General features: G+C 58.3%; 17 protein-coding genes. 11 read left to right on the top strand and 6 right to left on the bottom strand.

Features of this window, described 5'->3' with window-relative positions; translation table 11 throughout:
* The 3 genes from ACTG3T_RS05130 to ACTG3T_RS05140 form a co-directional block, all read left to right on the top strand.
* The coding region (locus ACTG3T_RS05130) for a 3-oxoacyl-[acyl-carrier-protein] synthase III C-terminal domain-containing protein (protein ID WP_439101190.1) at positions 1-198 on the top strand (198 nt) is incomplete at its 5' end.
* 56 nt (positions 199-254) lie between these two features.
* Positions 255-2,831 (top strand): alpha/beta fold hydrolase, encoded by a 2,577-nt coding sequence (locus ACTG3T_RS05135; RefSeq protein ID WP_439101191.1) that lies wholly within the window; start codon positions 255-257, stop codon positions 2,829-2,831.
* Complete coding sequence (locus ACTG3T_RS05140) at positions 2,828-3,811, top strand: NAD-dependent epimerase/dehydratase family protein (RefSeq protein WP_439101192.1); 984 nt, start codon at positions 2,828-2,830, stop codon at positions 3,809-3,811. The genes ACTG3T_RS05135 and ACTG3T_RS05140 overlap by 4 nt, the downstream gene beginning before the upstream one ends.
* A 99-nt stretch (positions 3,812-3,910) precedes the next feature.
* Here the strand turns inward: ACTG3T_RS05140 and ACTG3T_RS05145 are convergent, their stop codons facing one another.
* Together ACTG3T_RS05145 and ubiG are read right to left on the bottom strand one after the other, a co-directional pair.
* Positions 3,911-4,600, bottom strand: a complete 690-nt coding sequence (locus tag ACTG3T_RS05145) for a zinc metallopeptidase (RefSeq protein ID WP_439101193.1) — start codon at positions 4,598-4,600, stop codon at positions 3,911-3,913.
* A 71-nt stretch (positions 4,601-4,671) separates the two neighbouring features.
* Entirely contained in the window at positions 4,672-5,418 is a 747-nt protein-coding gene (gene ubiG / locus ACTG3T_RS05150; protein ID WP_439101194.1) for a bifunctional 2-polyprenyl-6-hydroxyphenol methylase/3-demethylubiquinol 3-O-methyltransferase UbiG, read from the bottom strand.
* Between the two features lie 339 nt (positions 5,419-5,757).
* On the opposite strand from ubiG, the gene ACTG3T_RS05155 reads away from it, so the two are divergent.
* On the top strand, positions 5,758-6,411 hold the full coding sequence (locus tag ACTG3T_RS05155; protein ID WP_439101195.1) for a peroxiredoxin: 654 nt from the start codon (positions 5,758-5,760) through the stop codon (positions 6,409-6,411).
* A gap of 88 nt (positions 6,412-6,499) precedes the next feature.
* On the opposite strand, the gene ACTG3T_RS05160 is transcribed toward ACTG3T_RS05155, so the two are convergent.
* Positions 6,500-6,775: a polyhydroxyalkanoic acid system family protein gene (locus ACTG3T_RS05160; RefSeq protein WP_439101197.1), complete on the bottom strand. Its 276-nt coding sequence runs from the start codon at positions 6,773-6,775 to the stop codon at positions 6,500-6,502.
* Between the two features lie 37 nt (positions 6,776-6,812).
* The gene (locus ACTG3T_RS05165; protein WP_439101198.1) at positions 6,813-7,727 is read right to left on the bottom strand and encodes a DMT family transporter; all 915 of its coding nucleotides are present in this window, start codon (positions 7,725-7,727) and stop codon (positions 6,813-6,815) included.
* 49 nt (positions 7,728-7,776) lie between these two features.
* Here ACTG3T_RS05165 and hslO point away from each other — a divergent pair, with 49 nt between their 5' ends.
* The 7 genes from hslO to ACTG3T_RS05200 all read left to right on the top strand — a co-directional run bounded on the left by hslO (position 7,777) and on the right by ACTG3T_RS05200 (position 14,424).
* Entirely contained in the window at positions 7,777-8,676 is a 900-nt protein-coding gene (hslO, locus tag ACTG3T_RS05170) for an Hsp33 family molecular chaperone HslO (RefSeq protein ID WP_439101199.1), read from the top strand.
* 196 nt (positions 8,677-8,872) lie between these two features.
* A complete protein-coding gene (locus ACTG3T_RS05175; RefSeq protein WP_439101200.1) occupies positions 8,873-10,435 on the top strand; it encodes a phosphoenolpyruvate carboxykinase in 1,563 nt (520 codons plus the stop codon).
* 425 nt (positions 10,436-10,860) lie between these two features.
* A complete protein-coding gene (locus tag ACTG3T_RS05180; RefSeq protein WP_439101201.1) occupies positions 10,861-11,331 on the top strand; it encodes a hypothetical protein in 471 nt (156 codons plus the stop codon).
* Between the two features lie 233 nt (positions 11,332-11,564).
* Positions 11,565-12,092, top strand: coding sequence for a phasin family protein (locus ACTG3T_RS05185; RefSeq protein WP_439101202.1), 528 nt, complete (start codon positions 11,565-11,567; stop codon positions 12,090-12,092).
* 17 nt (positions 12,093-12,109) lie between these two features.
* The gene (locus ACTG3T_RS05190; protein ID WP_439101203.1) at positions 12,110-12,769 is read left to right on the top strand and encodes a TetR/AcrR family transcriptional regulator; all 660 of its coding nucleotides are present in this window, start codon (positions 12,110-12,112) and stop codon (positions 12,767-12,769) included.
* Positions 12,770-12,846: 77 nt separating this feature from the next.
* Positions 12,847-13,326 carry a peroxiredoxin gene (locus ACTG3T_RS05195; RefSeq protein ID WP_439101204.1) on the top strand — a complete coding sequence of 160 codons (480 nt, stop codon included), beginning with the start codon at positions 12,847-12,849 and terminating at the stop codon, positions 13,324-13,326.
* A 6-nt stretch (positions 13,327-13,332) separates the two neighbouring features.
* Entirely contained in the window at positions 13,333-14,424 is a 1,092-nt protein-coding gene (locus tag ACTG3T_RS05200) for a DUF2855 family protein (RefSeq protein ID WP_439101205.1), read from the top strand.
* On the opposite strand, the gene ACTG3T_RS05205 is transcribed toward ACTG3T_RS05200, so the two are convergent.
* Together ACTG3T_RS05205 and ACTG3T_RS05210 are read right to left on the bottom strand one after the other, a co-directional pair.
* The gene (locus tag ACTG3T_RS05205) at positions 14,397-15,092 is read right to left on the bottom strand and encodes a paraquat-inducible protein A (protein WP_439101206.1); all 696 of its coding nucleotides are present in this window, start codon (positions 15,090-15,092) and stop codon (positions 14,397-14,399) included. The genes ACTG3T_RS05200 and ACTG3T_RS05205 overlap by 28 nt on opposite strands.
* A partial coding sequence (locus tag ACTG3T_RS05210) for an SLC13 family permease (protein WP_439101207.1) occupies positions 15,089-15,542 on the bottom strand: 454 nt, incomplete at its 5' end. The genes ACTG3T_RS05205 and ACTG3T_RS05210, both read right to left, overlap by 4 nt.

Raw genomic sequence — 15,542 nt, forward strand, 5'->3', positions numbered from 1 at the left:
ACCTCCATGCTCTGTGAGCGCCTTGGCATTGATGTGGACAAAGTGCCCCTCACCTATCCTAAGCTGGGTAACACGGGTCCCGCGGCGGTTCCTCTTACCCTGGCCCAGGAATCCGAATCACTGAAGCCCGGGGACCGGGTCCTGTGTTTGGGCATGGGTTCGGGAATCAATGCGATGGCGCTCGAAATCGCTTGGTAGACTCCGCGCAGAACACCGCCGCTGCAACAGCAATAGCCATCGACGAATCCGCGCCCATGCCAACCGATTTTTTTACCCGGAAGCTCGATGAGAAGCTCGCCGAATTGCCCGCCGGCCTGCCCGCTGACCTTGCTGCTGATTTACCGGGTCTAGACCCATCCTGGTCGCGGCTGGTAGAGGCTGGGGACCATACTTTTCATGTTCTCGACAACCGCGTTGCCAATGCACAGGTGACTCTGGTCTGCGTGCACGGTAATCCCACCTGGTCCTACACCTGGCGAAAGGTGATTTCGGAGGCCGGTCCTGGTGTGCGAGTCATTGCCGTTGATCAGCTGGACATGGGCTTTTCAGAGCGCACCGGCACCACCCGTCGCCTGGGCCAGCGCATCCAGGACCTCGACGACCTCATCAATGCCCTGGACATCACCACCCCCATCATCACCGTCGGTCAGGACTGGGGAGGCGCCATCTCTCTGGGGTGGGCGACACAAAACGTCCACCGACTCGCCGGGGTGGTGGTAGCAAACACCGCGGTACATCAGCCTGAGGGCGCCCGGGCACCACTGCTGATCCGCATGGTGCGCCCATTCATTAAATGGGTTTGCGTAAAATCCCCGTTGTTTGTTTGGGGGACCACGGTGCTGGCACAGCCACGACTGCGCGGCAAACTCCGCGATGCCTACCTGGCCCCTTATCGCAGCGTCAGGCGAAGAATGGCGGTAGGAGACTTTGTCGCCGATATTCCTCTCGAACCGGAACACCCCAGTTACGACGATCTTGCGGCTGTCGCCTCGGGTTTGGCAGGACTGGCAAATATTCCGGCACTGATGCTGTGGGGCCCCTCGGACCCGGTGTTTTCCGATTTGTACCTGCGCGATCTTGAGCAACGCCTTCCCCACGCCGACATCCATCGCTTTATCGGAGCCGGGCACCTGGTGGTCGAAGATGCCGATGTCGCCGGCACGATTCATCGCTGGATACACGCGGACCCCGCGCCAACCACCACGACAGAGGAAAAGCGCAGTCCCCTGTGGAGGGCGTTAGATACACGGGCCAAAGACCCTATGGTCGCGGTCACCGAGGCCACTCCTGACGGCCACCGATCCATCACCTTTAGGGAGCTCGCGACCACCGTTTGCCAGACGGCTGCCGGCATGGCCGCACAGGGCATCAAAAAAGGTGACCGGGTCGCACTCCTCATACCGCCGGGCATAGACCTGAGCATTGCGCTGTACGCCTGTTGGCGCCGAGGAGCAGTGGTCGTGCTCGCCGACGCCGGCCTTGGCCCGAGGGGTCTTACCCGGGCCATGGCGTCGGCATCACCGCAATACGTGATCGGTGTTAACCGCGCCCTGGCGGCGGCTCGCTTGCTGAAATGGCCGGGAGAACGTATCTCAACCCACACTCAGTCACAGATGGAAATGCGCATTTTTGGTGCTGTAACCAGCCTGACGGAACTACAGACCCTCGGTCAAAGCGACCCTCTTCCGGCTGCGCCCCTCGACGACGATCCGGCCGCGGTTGTGTTCACCTCCGGGTCTACTGGGCCTGCCAAAGGGGTTGCCTACCGCCATCATCAGCTGCAGGCCCAGCGTGATGCCCTGATGGACACGTACGCGATCACCGACACCGATCGACTCGTGGCGGCCTTTGGTCCCTTTGCCCTGTATGGCCCCGCCATGGGTATCCCATCCATGGTGCCCGCGATGAAGGTCACATCGCCGGGTACCCTGAGTGCCGCGGCACTGGCCGAGGCTGTCGCTTGTATTGATGCCTCGCTGGTGTTCGCGTCACCCGCAGCCCTCAGCAATGTCGCAGCTACTGCCGACGAGCTCAGCGCTGATATGGAGCTGGCGCTTCAAAACGTACGCGTGCTGTTGTCGGCCGGCGCGCCGGTACACCCTAATGTACTGCGTAAGGCCAAAGCGTTAATGCCAAATGCCGAAGCTCACACGCCCTACGGAATGACAGAGGTGCTGCCCGTCGCCGATATCACCCTCGAGGGCATCGAGACCGCTGGCCTTGGTAATGGTGTATGCGTTGGGGTGCCCGTGAGCGGTGTCACCGTGCGAATCAGCCCCCTTGACGGCACGGGCGAGGCGTCGGGTGTGCTTACTGAGGCCCCGAATGTCACGGGCGAGATCGTCATTCAGGCCCCCCATATGAGAGAGACCTACGACAAGCTTTGGGCGACGCAGCACGCCGCTGCGACGCCCCCCGGGTGGCACCGCAGTGGTGATGTCGGCCACTTCGACGATGAAGGCCGCTTGTGGGTAGAGGGGCGCATGGCCGAAATCATCACAACCCCGGAGGGGCCTCTCACGACCGTCGCCGTAGAGCAGGCAATAGAGTTACTACCGGAGATCGCTCAATCGGCCGTAGTCGGTATAGGGCCGCCAGGCACCCAGCAGGTCGTCGCAGTTATCTGTCCACGGGACCCGCCAGGAAGACCACGACTGGCAGCGATTCACCGCGCAGATGCCGTGCGATCCGCTGCCGGTGTTCCCCTAGCGGCCGTTTTGGAGATTTCTAAAATGCCCGTGGATCGTCGTCACAATTCCAAGATTCATCGCGGCGAGCTGGCTATGTGGGCATCGGGCGTTCTTGCGGGCAAACGTATGACATCCCCGTGAGGGTCTTGATTACCGGCGCTACCAGCCTGCTGGGGCGCACCGTCGCCAAGACCCTTCTGGAGCGCGGCGATGACGTGGCGGTACTCCAACGCACAAGCTGTGATTTACAGGTCGACGAGTATCTCGGCGAGGTCACCAACACGACCCTCGTCTCCCAGGCTGTAGCCGGCGCAGAAGCCGTAATCCATCTGGCAGCCAAGGTATCGGTGGTGGGACCCTGGGCCGATTTTCAACGCGTCAACGTGGTTGGCACCGGAGTTGTTCTTGAGGCAGCGCGGGCGGCAGGGTCTGGTCGCTTCGTTCAGGTGTCCTCGCCCTCGGTAGCCCACTCCGGCGTTTCCCTGGTGGGTGCACCCGCAGAGCCGGCAGACCCTGCTGGCGCCCGCGGCCACTACGCCCGGTCCAAAGCAACGGCGGAGCAGATGGTCCTGGCCGCGCCCGATATAGACGCAGTGGCAGTGCGCCCCCATCTTGTATGGGGACCGGGCGATACGCAATTGGTGGGCCGCATAGTGGAGCGGGCGCGCCAGGGGCGTCTTGCTGTTGTTGGTTCGGGATTGGCACTCATCGATAGCATCTACATCGACAACGCGGCGGAAGCCATCGTTGCCGCCCTCGACAGGGCCCCCGCTCTATCCGGACGTGCTCTTGTGATCTCCAACGGCGAACCCCGCCCCGTGCATGAGCTTTTTGATCGCATGGCAGCCGCCGCAAACCTTGCGCCACCGCGGCTGAAGATTCCAGCATTGATTGCAAAGACTGGCGGGCTTGTCGTCGAACGTATCTGGGATCTCACAGGACGCAACGATGATCCGCCCATGACGAGCTTTCTGGCAGAGCAGCTCTCCACCGCCCACTGGTTTGATCAACGAGAGACTCGCGAACTCTTGGGGTGGAAACCGACCGTGTCCCTTGATGTGGGGTTCCAGCGACTGACAGAGTGGTATCGTGCCAGGCACCCATCGTCGTCAGGACGGTAATAGCAGTATCAGGCCTCTAACAGCACAGTCAGAGTGATAGCAGCAATGGCGATGCTGCCTCTTCCCCCCGATCAAAGCATGACAGCTTAGTGCACGCTTTCAACGACGCAGCACCGCGAGCCAACGCCCCAGATTCAGGAGACTACCCAGCGAGGCGGCCACATAGGTCAGCGCGGCCGCTTTAAGAATACGGTTGGCATGGGGCAAGTCACCGTCATGCAGGTAGTTTCCCTCCTCGAGAATGGGCAACGCCTTACCGAAACTTGCGTCGAGCTCCACGGGCAGTGTGGCAAGGTGGACCAGAGTGCTAACAAACATCGAGCCAATGGCGGCGGCGAAAAAAGCTAATCCGACGCCCGGGGCGCGGGTCAGCATGATCACCACCGGTGCAGCGATCATCGCAGCGCCGCCTATTTGCTGACTTCGTATCGCAAGCCTGGCCAGCGTCTGGCGGTTGCGAAAAAGCCGCTCGCCCCGGGCGTCCTGAATGGCGTGTCCTACTTCGTGGGCAGCTACGGTGATGGCGGTCAGGGAGTGGCCATGGAATCGCTCCTCCATGAGCCGCACCGCTTTTGCCTCAGCATCGTAATGATCGCCGCCTGTTGTCTCTTCTACCGCGACCTCCTGGAGATCAAAGCGGTCCAAAAGATGCCTCGCAAGCTCCGCACCGCTCCCCTGCGCCTTGTAACGATCGGCAGGTTCCTGATACTTCTTCAGCACCCGCTTTACCCACAGCCCGGGCAGAGCGATGGCGCAGATGAGAACGATGACCAGCAAAACAAAAAACACTCGGTTATCTCCACCCGATCATGAGTTGGTGTTTCCCGCGCTTTCTATGGCGCTGTTCACCGCACCTTACCCTAGCGATCACGCGCGGCCACAATCATATAATTAACGCTGGTGTCGTCGGTGAGGCTATAAGATCGCGTAATGGGGTTCACAGCTACACCCGCCAACTTCAGCGTAATTAAGCCCGCATCCGTCAACATGCTACGGGTCTCCCTTGGCGTCACAAACTTTCGCCACTGATGCGTGCCTTTGGGCAGCCAGCGCAGCACATACTCGGCACCGATGATGGCAAACAACCAGGATTTAAAGTTTCGGTTCAGTGTCGCAACTATCTGCATACCACCGCTGGCAACGCAGGTGCCGCAGGACGCCATAAACGCCTGGAGGTTCTCCACGTGCTCCACGACCTCCATGTTCAGCACTACATCGAACTGCCTGTCGACAACGCTATCTATGCTTCCGTGAATGTATTCAATCGTTAAGCCTTCTGCCGCCGCATGACTGGCAGCGATTTCGATGTTCCGCTGGGCAGGATCCACGCCGGTAACTGTTGCGCCGGAGCGCGCCATCGCCTCTGAGAGCAGGCCCGCTCCACAGCCGATATCGAGGATTGTCAGTCCCCTTAGTGCGGTATCAGAGGTTTGTAGACCAAAATGCTGAGTCACGGCGTTCACCACAAAAGGCACTCTTAAGTTATTCAGGCGATGGAGAGGCCACATAGGCCCCGTGGGGTCCCACCAGGTTTCCGAGAGCTTGTTATAGCGTGCCATTTCTTCAGGATTGACAGACATCGTAGTATCAGAAGTCGGAGCGTTCATAAGGTATCTCCGGGTTTTTCGATAAGCGGGATTATGATTACTCAGGGATACGGGACATTGTTCCGTGCAGCCTGGCCGTGTTTAGGAACCGTCCGCATTGACTGTACGTTTAAACAGCAGCTTTTTATTCACGGGTATGTTGGCCGCGCTTTTCAAGACCTTAGCAAAACAACAATTATTCAAAAAAATAAATCGAAAAATTAAAATCAATCGTTTATGTCGATTAAGTTATAAGGATATATTCATTTGTTATATAAGGGCCCGCCAGCTATTGTATTCGGGACTTGAGGATTTAAACCTCAGCCGCAATCTGAAAAGCCCTTGTAAATGGAGATACACATGGCACTTCGAATTAATGACACGGTTCCAAATCTCGACCTGATCACGGACCAGGGCAACTATAAGTTGCACGACTTCATTGGCGACAAATGGACTATTTTGTTCAGTCACCCCAAAGATTTCACGCCGGTATGCACCACAGAATTCGGTGCGGTAGCCCAGCTAGCCGACGAATGGGAAAAGCGCGATACGAAAGTGATCGGCCTGTCAGTCGATAGTGTTGAAGAGCACAAAAGCTGGAAAGCCGATATCGAAAGTTTTTCGGGGGCAAAGGCATCATTTCCAATCATCGCTGATGAGGCGCTGGAGGTTTCCAAGGCGCTGGACATGTTACCCGCGGATGCCTACCTGCCAGACGGACGCACTGCGGCGGACTCCGCCAGCGTACGCGTGGTGTTTATATTCAGCCCCGACAAAAAGCTACAGCTGTCCATGACCTATCCAATGTCTGTGGGTCGAAATTTTGCCGAAGTCGTAAGGGCCCTTGACGCTCTCCAGGCCACTTACGGTGAACCGATCGCAACCCCGGCAAACTGGGAAATCGGTCAGGATGTAATTGTGGGCCTGGCTCTCGACGATGATCAGGCAAGAGACAAGTTTGGCGAGATTAATGTGCGCCTTCCCTATCTTCGAACCACCCGTCACTCTGCCTAGTTTTCATACCGGGGCCGTCGCAGGACGGCCCCAACTTAGCTCGCAAACGACAGACGGTGCAAAGAGAAACGCACAGTTTGGCGAGACGCTAGGATACGTACTCATCCAGAAAGCGCTGCACTTCATTACGCAGCGGCCCTTTAAACGCTGATGCCATTAGCCCCAACTCCACGCTGACCAGCACGTCCACATCCGACAGGGTGAGTTTGCCGTCAACACCCGCACCCTTGATACGCACAGAATCGCCTTCCCATCGGGCGCGTACACCATGGCTGCCCTCCAATTGCTTGGCCAGACCCTCCGCGGCTTCGCGAAGCTCGGCCTTATTCATGCTGTGCGGCTTGCGTATCTGAAATCCTGCCACGCTGGCTCACCTCGTTATTGTTTTTCGGCAGTATAGGTCAGCTGCGCACGCCGCGCATGGCCAACCAGTTGCCAAGCAGTACCAGCGATAACCCCGCTGCGGACCAGACGGTCCATGCATACCCCTCAAGCACGCTGGAGACAAGCAATGCCACGATGGGGAACAGCAGCGTGGTGTAGGCAGCGCGATCGGGCCCGATGCGCCCGATAAGCGACACATAAGCCCAGAACGCGAGCACCGTTGCAAAGAAGGCCAGATAGGCCAGGGAGCTCAGATAATCGCGACTCAGATCGACGGTAATAGGAATGTCCAGCAGCAGCGCGGCCAGGTACAAGGTGCATCCCCCGTAAAACATCCCCCAGGTATTGCAGGTCAGCACTGGTAGCCCCCGACGGAGACTGCCTGCTGCCACCAGGTTACCCGCAGAGGCGCAGAGCGTTCCCAGGAAGCACAGCAACAGCGCCTGCAGTCGCGGATCGGACCAGCTTAGGGTTTCCAGTTCAGGATAAAAAAGCGCAGCCATACCCAGCAATCCCAGGAGCCCACCCACTACCACCGGTGCACGCAGGGGCATATTCAGGAACAGGGCCCCACCGAGGGCGTTCAGCGCCACCATGGTGGAAAAAATCACCGCGATAAGCCCCGAGGACAAATCAGCGGTAGCCGCATAGATAAACAGATAGTTACAGGAAAAGAGACACAGGCTTTGAAAAAAGATTCGTAGATGATTCTGCAGGCTGAGCCGCACAAAACCCTGAGTCAGCTGCGTGAGCATCGCGCAAAAAGCCGCCGCCAGCGCCATGCGATGAGCGATGGATACCAGTGGATCCACCGGCCCCAGCTGGTACTTGATGGCAAACCAGCTGGTGCCCCAGATCACGACGGTCACTGCGTATAAAAGAACGGTCTGCATTGGGGAAGTTGAATCTAAGCTCGAATAATCGCGCCGCATGCTAGCACGGGGCTTCGGTCGCAACCCCTATGCTTTTATACTGTGTCCCATGACAACACTGACCGACATCCCCACCATCCGTCACGCTGACGGCAAACGCCGCTTTCTTTTCGAACACATGGATCTGCGCGGAGAAATTGTTCACCTGGACCAGGTAATCAGTGACGCGAGCGATATTCATAGCTACCCCGCGGGCGTGAGCCGGTTGCTGGGGGAGTTCCTGGTGGCCTCGGTCCTCCTCGCGAGCACCTTGAAGTTCCGGGGCAGCCTCACGGTCCAGGCACGCAGCGACCGCGAGGTGCCGCTGATCATGGCCGAGTGCAGCAGTGAGCTCACCGTCCGGGCGATTGCCCGGGGCGCCGAGGGCGCCAGCTCCGACAGCTTCGATGCGCTTCTCGGTGGCGGCCAGCTGGTACTGACGGTGACGCCCGAGCGGGGTAAGCAATACCAGGGCATCGTGCCCCTGACAGGCGGATCCCTCGCACGAAGCCTGGACAGCTACTTCAGTCAGTCCGAGCAACTGCAAACCCGTCTGCATCTCAGTAGCGACGGATCCCGCGCGGCGGGCCTGCTGTTACAGCAACTACCGCCGCAACTGGAAGGCAACGCCGCTAACCGTGAAGAGCAATGGGACCGGGTCTGCATGCTGGCGGCAACGCTCAGCGGCGAAGAGCTCATTGGCCTGGGGGACGCAACGCTGTTACACCGCCTTTATCATGAGGAGGTATTACGCCTTTTTGATCTTGAGCCCGTGCGCTTTCGCTGCAGCTGCAGCCAGGATCGAACCCTGGCGGCTCTCGCCACGCTCGGCGAGGAGGAAATCCGCGACATCATCAAGGAACAGGGAGCCGTCACCATGGATTGCGAGTTCTGTAACCAGCGTTACCAGTTTCGCGAGAGCGATCTGCGGGGACTTCTCAGCTCTGGTGATGACGCGCCCATCCACTGAAAAAAGTGAGAATCAGCGCACTTTCATCCGGTTCACAATCCCCCCACGATTCGCCATAATACCGCCCCCAAATTGAGCGGTAAGATCCCAGCCAGCGTGCCCTTTCCCCCGGAACGCCCATCACAACCGTGAGAAGCCCAAGGCGGCAGTAGCACTCAGCGCAACGCTCCGACATGCCAACACAGGACCCCTCTGCATGAGCGCCAGTAACTCCACCCCGCAGGAATACGTAGACCTGCAGCCCGCCGACTTTATCGAAGAGGCGCTCCGCCGCGGTGAAGGTACCCTCACTGATACCGGCGCTCTTCTTGTAACCACGGGCAAGCGCACAGGCCGCTCTCCCGGCGATCGCTTTGTTGTCCGCGAGCCCAGCTGCGAAGACGCCGTCGATTGGGGGAGCGTAAACCGGCCCTTTGAGGCCGACAAGTTTGATGCGCTCTGGGAGCGGGTGGAAAGCTACCTCAGTGAGCACGATCGCTTTGTGTCCCACCTTCACGTCGGTGCCCACAGCGATCACTACCTCCCTCTGCAGGTCACGACCCAGTGGGCCTGGCACGGTCTGTTTGGCCGCAATATGTTTATCAAGCCCGAGGAGTACAACCCGGGTCGCAAGCCCGAGTGGTCAGTGATGAACGTGCCGGAGTTTGTCTGCGAGCCCGAGCGCGATGGCACAGCCTCGGAAGCCACGGTAATCGTCAACTTTGCCCAGCGCAAAATCCTGATTGCGGGTATGCGCTACGGCGGTGAGATGAAAAAATCGGTCTTCTCTGTGCAGAACTTCCTGCTACCAGAAAAAGACGTCATGAGCATGCACTGCTCAGCCAATGTGGGCGAAGATGGCGATACCACGCTGTTTTTCGGGCTGTCCGGCACGGGTAAAACCACCCTGTCTGCAGACCCCGACCGCTATCTCATCGGCGACGATGAGCATGGCTGGACCCGCGGCGCCGTATTCAATCTTGAGGGCGGTTGCTACGCCAAGACTATCAACCTCAGTCAGAAGAACGAGCCCATCATTTGGGACGCCATCAAGTTTGGCGCGATCGTGGAAAACGTGGTCGTCGATGAGAATCGCCACGCCGATTATGACGACACCAGCCTCACGGAAAACGGCCGCTGCTGCTACCCTCTGGTGCACGTGCCCAAGCGCATCGAAGCCAACGCAGCCGGTGAGCCCAAATGCGTCATCTTCCTGACCTGCGATGTGTCTGGCGTTTTACCGCCGATCTCCATCCTGTCAAAAGAAGCCGCAGCCTTCCATTTTCTCAGTGGCTACACCGCGCGAGTGGGCTCCACCGAAGTAGGCGCCGAAGCCGGCATTCACCCCACTTTTTCCGCATGTTTTGGTGCGCCCTTTATGCCCCGCCCTGCCAGCGATTACGCTGAGCTTCTCATGAAGCGCATCGAAGAGTTCGGCAGTCAGGTCTACCTGGTGAACACCGGCTGGACCGGTGGCTCGGGTTCGGCCGGCGGTTCCGGCTCCCGTTTCCCCATCCCCGTCACCCGTGCCGTCATCAGTGCTGCAGAGAGCGGCGCGCTGCTGGATGCCCCTCGCGGTCATCTGGATATTCTCAACCTGGACTTCCCCACGGAAATTCCCGGTGTGGACGCGCAGTTTGTGAACCCCCGGGAGAACTGGGGCGACACCGCGGCCTACGATGCCCAGGCCAATAGACTTGCAACGCTATTCCAGGACAACATCGAGATGTTTGATGCGGGCTCGGCGATCGTAGCAGCGGGACCGCAACCCCTGGGCTGAGTGACGCACCACAAAGAACGATTACACGGACGCTCAGGCGTCCGTTTTCTTTTGTAAAGCTGAGCTATTCCATGCGTTGAAGTAATCGCAGGGCAAAGCCCGCTGTGCGGAAAATTCACAGTCCGCTGTTTGTAATTAGTATGTTTGCTCTAATTTTTTTTCCTAAAGTAGGCGTCACTGGAGATGTGAGTAGTCAGCGCCACGCCAGATAGCATTATCCAATAAGGCCGACATGTTCCAGTGACGCAATTCCGCAGCGCTGGATAACAAGGAGAGAAATTATGATTCCAGTCATTCTCCCTGCTTCAGCCCCCGGATGGCGATGCAGGCGTAACAAGTAGTCGTCAGCGGGTCCTCGGACCCAGCGGCGTATTCAGGACATTGATTGCAGCATATTGAAATTGTAAATTCTGGGAGTAAACATCATGGCTGAAGCCAAAAAAGCAGCACCTAAGCGCAAGACCACTGCAAAAAGTAAGACCAGTGCTAAAACCACTGCCAAGCGTAAGCCTGTCGCTCGCAAAGCAGCCACTGCTCGCAAAACCACGGCCAAGAAGACTGCCAGCCTGCAGGGCCGCGTCACTGAAGCAAGCCGCAACGCATTCCTGGCAAGCCTGGGCTTCTACGGCATGGCATTTGATCAGTTTCAGGACCAGATCAAAACTGTCGAGACTGAACTGAACGCTCGTCGCAAGAAAGCAGACAAGCTCTACTCCGACATGGTCAAGCGTGGCCAGAAAGTAGAGAAGCAGGCGAAAACTGCCATTGACGACATTGATCTGCCCAAGCTGGACGTTGCAGCGTTGGATCGTGCCAAGCTTGAAGCACAGCTGGAAAAAGCGCGTACGCGCTTTGCCGAGCTGAAGGACACAGTAGGCTTTAAAGCCGCTGCCTGATTACCCGAACGGGTTCACTGTCCCCGACCTGGGGATTTTTGGGGGTCACATTGTGACCCCTTTTTTTTGGCTTTTTGTCCCGCGCCGAAAATCCGGTCTGCTAGACTTCCGACCTAGAGCTTTAAAAAGCCTGTCGTTCAACACTGCGCAACCCCTGCGTCCGGGTGTCGTGGCAGCTCTCATGCCGATGACGCCCCATGCTCCAGCAAAGGCAATCACGCGAAGGAAACACGATGACAGATGATAAGAACAAAGTTACCGATAAAGCCGGCGAGATCGCGAAAAATATATGGCTAGCTGGCGTGGGCGCCTACGGACGAGCAGTCGATGAAGCCCAGGGCCGTCTGGAGAAAGCCGGGGTTGAACCGCCGAAGCTGTTTCGCGAGCTGGTCAAAGCAGGCGCCGCGCTGGAAGACGAAGCCCGGGACGCCATCGAAGCGGGCTCCTCGGCGCGCAACTCCGTGGAAGATCGAATAAATCGTGTGCGGGAAAACTTCAATCTGCAGCGTCCGGCGCGAGGCGAGGATCTCCTGGCCCTCCACGAAAAAATTGACCGCCTGGCCAATCGCGTTGATGCCCTCACCGCGGCGCTCAGTGCCAGCGGCACCCTGAAAACACCGCGTAAAGCTCCAGCCAAGAAGAAGAAAGCGCCCGCCCGGGCAAAGAAATCACCCGCAAAAAAACGCCCTGCTGCAAAACGCCCTGCCGCAAAGAAGCCTCAAACCGCCAAAAAAGCGCCCGCCCGAAAAAAGTCACGCTGAAACGCGTCTGAATCACGGTGAAAACCCGGGATCGCATCCTCGTCGCCAGCCTCCGTCTGTTTAATGAGGAAGGCGAGGCCCATGCGACAACTTTGGATATCGCCGGGGAACTGGATATCAGCCCGGGTAACCTCTATTACCATTTCAAGGGCAAGGACCAGATCATCGCTGAGCTCTTTGAGCAGTTTCAGCTGGCACTGACACAAACCCTGAATGCCCCGGTGGAACAACCACTTCACGAACACAAAGGGCGAGTCGAAGACAACTGGTATTACCTGTACGTGGTGCTTGAAGAGCTCTATCTGTACCGGTTTTTTTATCACAACCTGGATGATCTCATGCGGCGCTATCCCAGCCTTGTGCGGGGCTTTCGTCGTATCCTGACGGCAAAGCGCGCTGCGCTCAAAGCGATCATCAGCAGTCTATTCGAGCAGTCAGAAACCCAACTGGGGAAAGTGCAGATGGACGCCCTGGTGGAGAACATGACGCTCCAGCTCACCTACTGGTTGAGCTACGATCGGCTTCTTCATGACGAGAGCGATGCCCAGCGCTGCATTCATCAAGGCGTACTCCAATTGCTTACCATGATCGCGCCGTACCTCGGCGAGGAGCAAATGGACTTCTACCGGGAATGCGAAATGATTTTTGACGGCATGATGGATGCCTCCAATCAGTAACGTACGGCAGTGGACAGCAGGACCGCTTGATAGGCAGAATCGGTCTCCCTTTTTAGCAATCAGGTAAGGAAACGTAGATGAGCATTTCCGTTGGCGACAAAATCCCCTCTGGTAAATTACAGGTCATGGGCGAGAACGGCCCGACCCCCATAAGCACCGACGAGCTATTTTCCGGTAAAAAAGTCGTTCTTTTCGCTGTGCCCGGCGCCTTTACGCCCGGGTGCTCTATGACCCACCTCCCCGGCTACGTGGTAAATGCCGACAAAATCCTTGCATCCGGAGTGGACACCATCGCCTGTCTCTCTGTGAATGATGCCTTTGTGATGGATGCCTGGGGTAAAGCACAGAATGCCGACCACATCATGATGCTCGCCGATGGCAACGGCGACTTCACCAAGGCGTTGGACCTGGAGCTCGATGGCCGCGGCTTTGGTATGGGTCTGCGCAGTCAGCGTTACGCCATGATCGTGGAGAACGGCACGGTCACTACTCTCAATGTGGAGCCGGGTGCGGGCGTGGATGTGAGCGCCGCCGAAACTATTATGGAAGCGCTCTAAAACGCCATGGGCAAACAACTGACCCTGGAAACCCGCCGCGACGCCTTTGACCAGCTGCGTGTGGTAGAAGACGCACTGCCTGCGACACTGGATGAGGGTCAGGTGCTGCTGGAGGTGGATCGCTTTGCGCTCACCGCCAACAACATCAGCTACTGCCATGTGGGCGATTTACTGGGTTACTGGCGCTTCTTCCCTACGGGAGATGAGGCCTGGGGTCGGGTGCCGGCCATGGGCTATGCCACCGTCGTCGACAGCGCCCATACAGATGTTGCCGTGGGCGAGCGGGTCTGGGGGTTTTTCCCCATGTCCACCCATCTGCTGATCAATGCCGGCAGTGCTAACGAATACAATTTTTGTGACCTATCGGCGCATCGGGAAGGTCTGGCGCCCATCTATGCCCAATTTCAGCGTGCAGCGAAAAATCCGATCTATGAAGCGGCTCGTGAGGAGCAGGACAGCCTTTTGCGAGGTCTCTACCTCACCTCCTGGCTGTGTGAAGACGCGCTCTTTGACAACGATTTTTACGGTGCCAGGGACTGCCTGATTACCAGCGCATCAAGTAAAACCTCCATCGCCCTCGCGCAGGCGGTGCAGGCGCGCGGTGCCCTGCGCAGCGTGGGACTGACCTCGGCGCGCAACAAGGCGTTTTGCGAGGCGCTGGGTTGCTACGATGTTGTGGTGACCTATGACGACATTGCCAGCCTGTCAAAGAACCCCGCGGTGAGCGTCGACATGGCGGGTGATCGCGCCGTCAACATGGCCTTGCATAGCCATTACGGGGATGAGCTGCGCTATGCCTGTCTGGTGGGCGCCACCCATCAGGATGGCCCCATGGGCGAGGGTAAGACCCTGCCCGGACCGCAACCGGAGCTGTTTTTCGCCCCCGCACAGGCCGCAAAACGCAGCAAGGAGTGGGGACCCAGCGAAATGGAGAAGCGTATCGCAACGAGCTTTGTGAATTTCCGACGCTTTGCTGATGACTGGCTGAAGATCCGACAGTTCGACGGTGAGTCGGCTGCCCGGGAAGCCTTCCTGAGCGTACTTCAGGGCAAAGCCTCACCCGACGAAGGCTATACTGTATCGCTCCGAGGCGATTGATCCGCGGCCTGCTCCACGAGGCTTGATGCACCGGAGGAACGCTCCGGGCTGTTCTGGCGAGCGGCCAAAAGATTGAGCAACCCGCCGGCGGCGATCGCAAACAGGCAGTAGCCCAGAAAAAACCAGAAGCCCCTCTCCAGCTGGGCATCCATAATCAGCAGCTCGCCGACATGATTGGACGCCCTGCCCGCCATAAAGGCGATGAGCATCGCCATCACAAACACATCGGCCATGGACCACTTGCCCAAAGCGGCATTGAGTTTTAACAGCCTGGTCGCGTAGCCTGGGGGCAGCAATAACGCGCTTGCCTGAAACAGCAGCTTCAGCACCGGTATCAATACGCTGAAGCTGACAATCATCACGGCCACCAGCAGATTACCGTTATCGGCAAGCTCCCGGGACATACCCAGGATAGAGCGTGTACTCCGGTAAGCCTCCACGCGACCTTCGATCTGATCCAGTCCCATCATGCGCGCCATGGCATTGAGCATGTCCCGGGTTTGGCTGTTGCCCTTATCGCCTGCGATAAGATCGATACCAAAATCGGCGAGCTCGGCTTTTTCCAATTCACCGCTCAGCGTCAAAACCGGCTGGGTAATACCGGGATAGAGAAGCCCCAGGGAGCTGATAATCAGGACGAGGCCCAGGACCCGTGTACCCGTTGTCATAGGACCATTACTCCGTAACACACCAGGGTGACGACCGCTGCGGCGATAAAGTTAAGCATCAGCCCCTCCCGGGCCATCCGCGTAGTAGTAATCAGACCAGAACCAAAAACCACGCTGTTAGGCGCTGTGGCCACCGGCAGCATAAACGCACAGCTCGCGCTCATCGCCGCAGGGACCATAATCAGCTCTGGCGGCAGGGAGGCGGCCAGTGCCGCCGCGGCAAGCACCGGCATGAGCAGCGTGGTGCTGGCGGTATTGCTGGTCGCTTCCGTCATGAAGGTGACTGCCAGGCACACCACCAGAATAAGCAGGATCGTTGGCATATTAATGAGCGACGCCAGCGCCTGACCCAACACGTCGCTCAGGCCCGAAGCGACAAAGCCCTTGGCCAGGCAGATTCCTCCTGCGAACAACAGGAGCACGCCCCAGGGAATGCGGCTGGCCTGCTCC

This window comes from Congregibacter sp., assembly GCF_965660375.1.
In the GTDB taxonomy this organism is placed as follows: domain Bacteria; phylum Pseudomonadota; class Gammaproteobacteria; order Pseudomonadales; family Halieaceae; genus Congregibacter.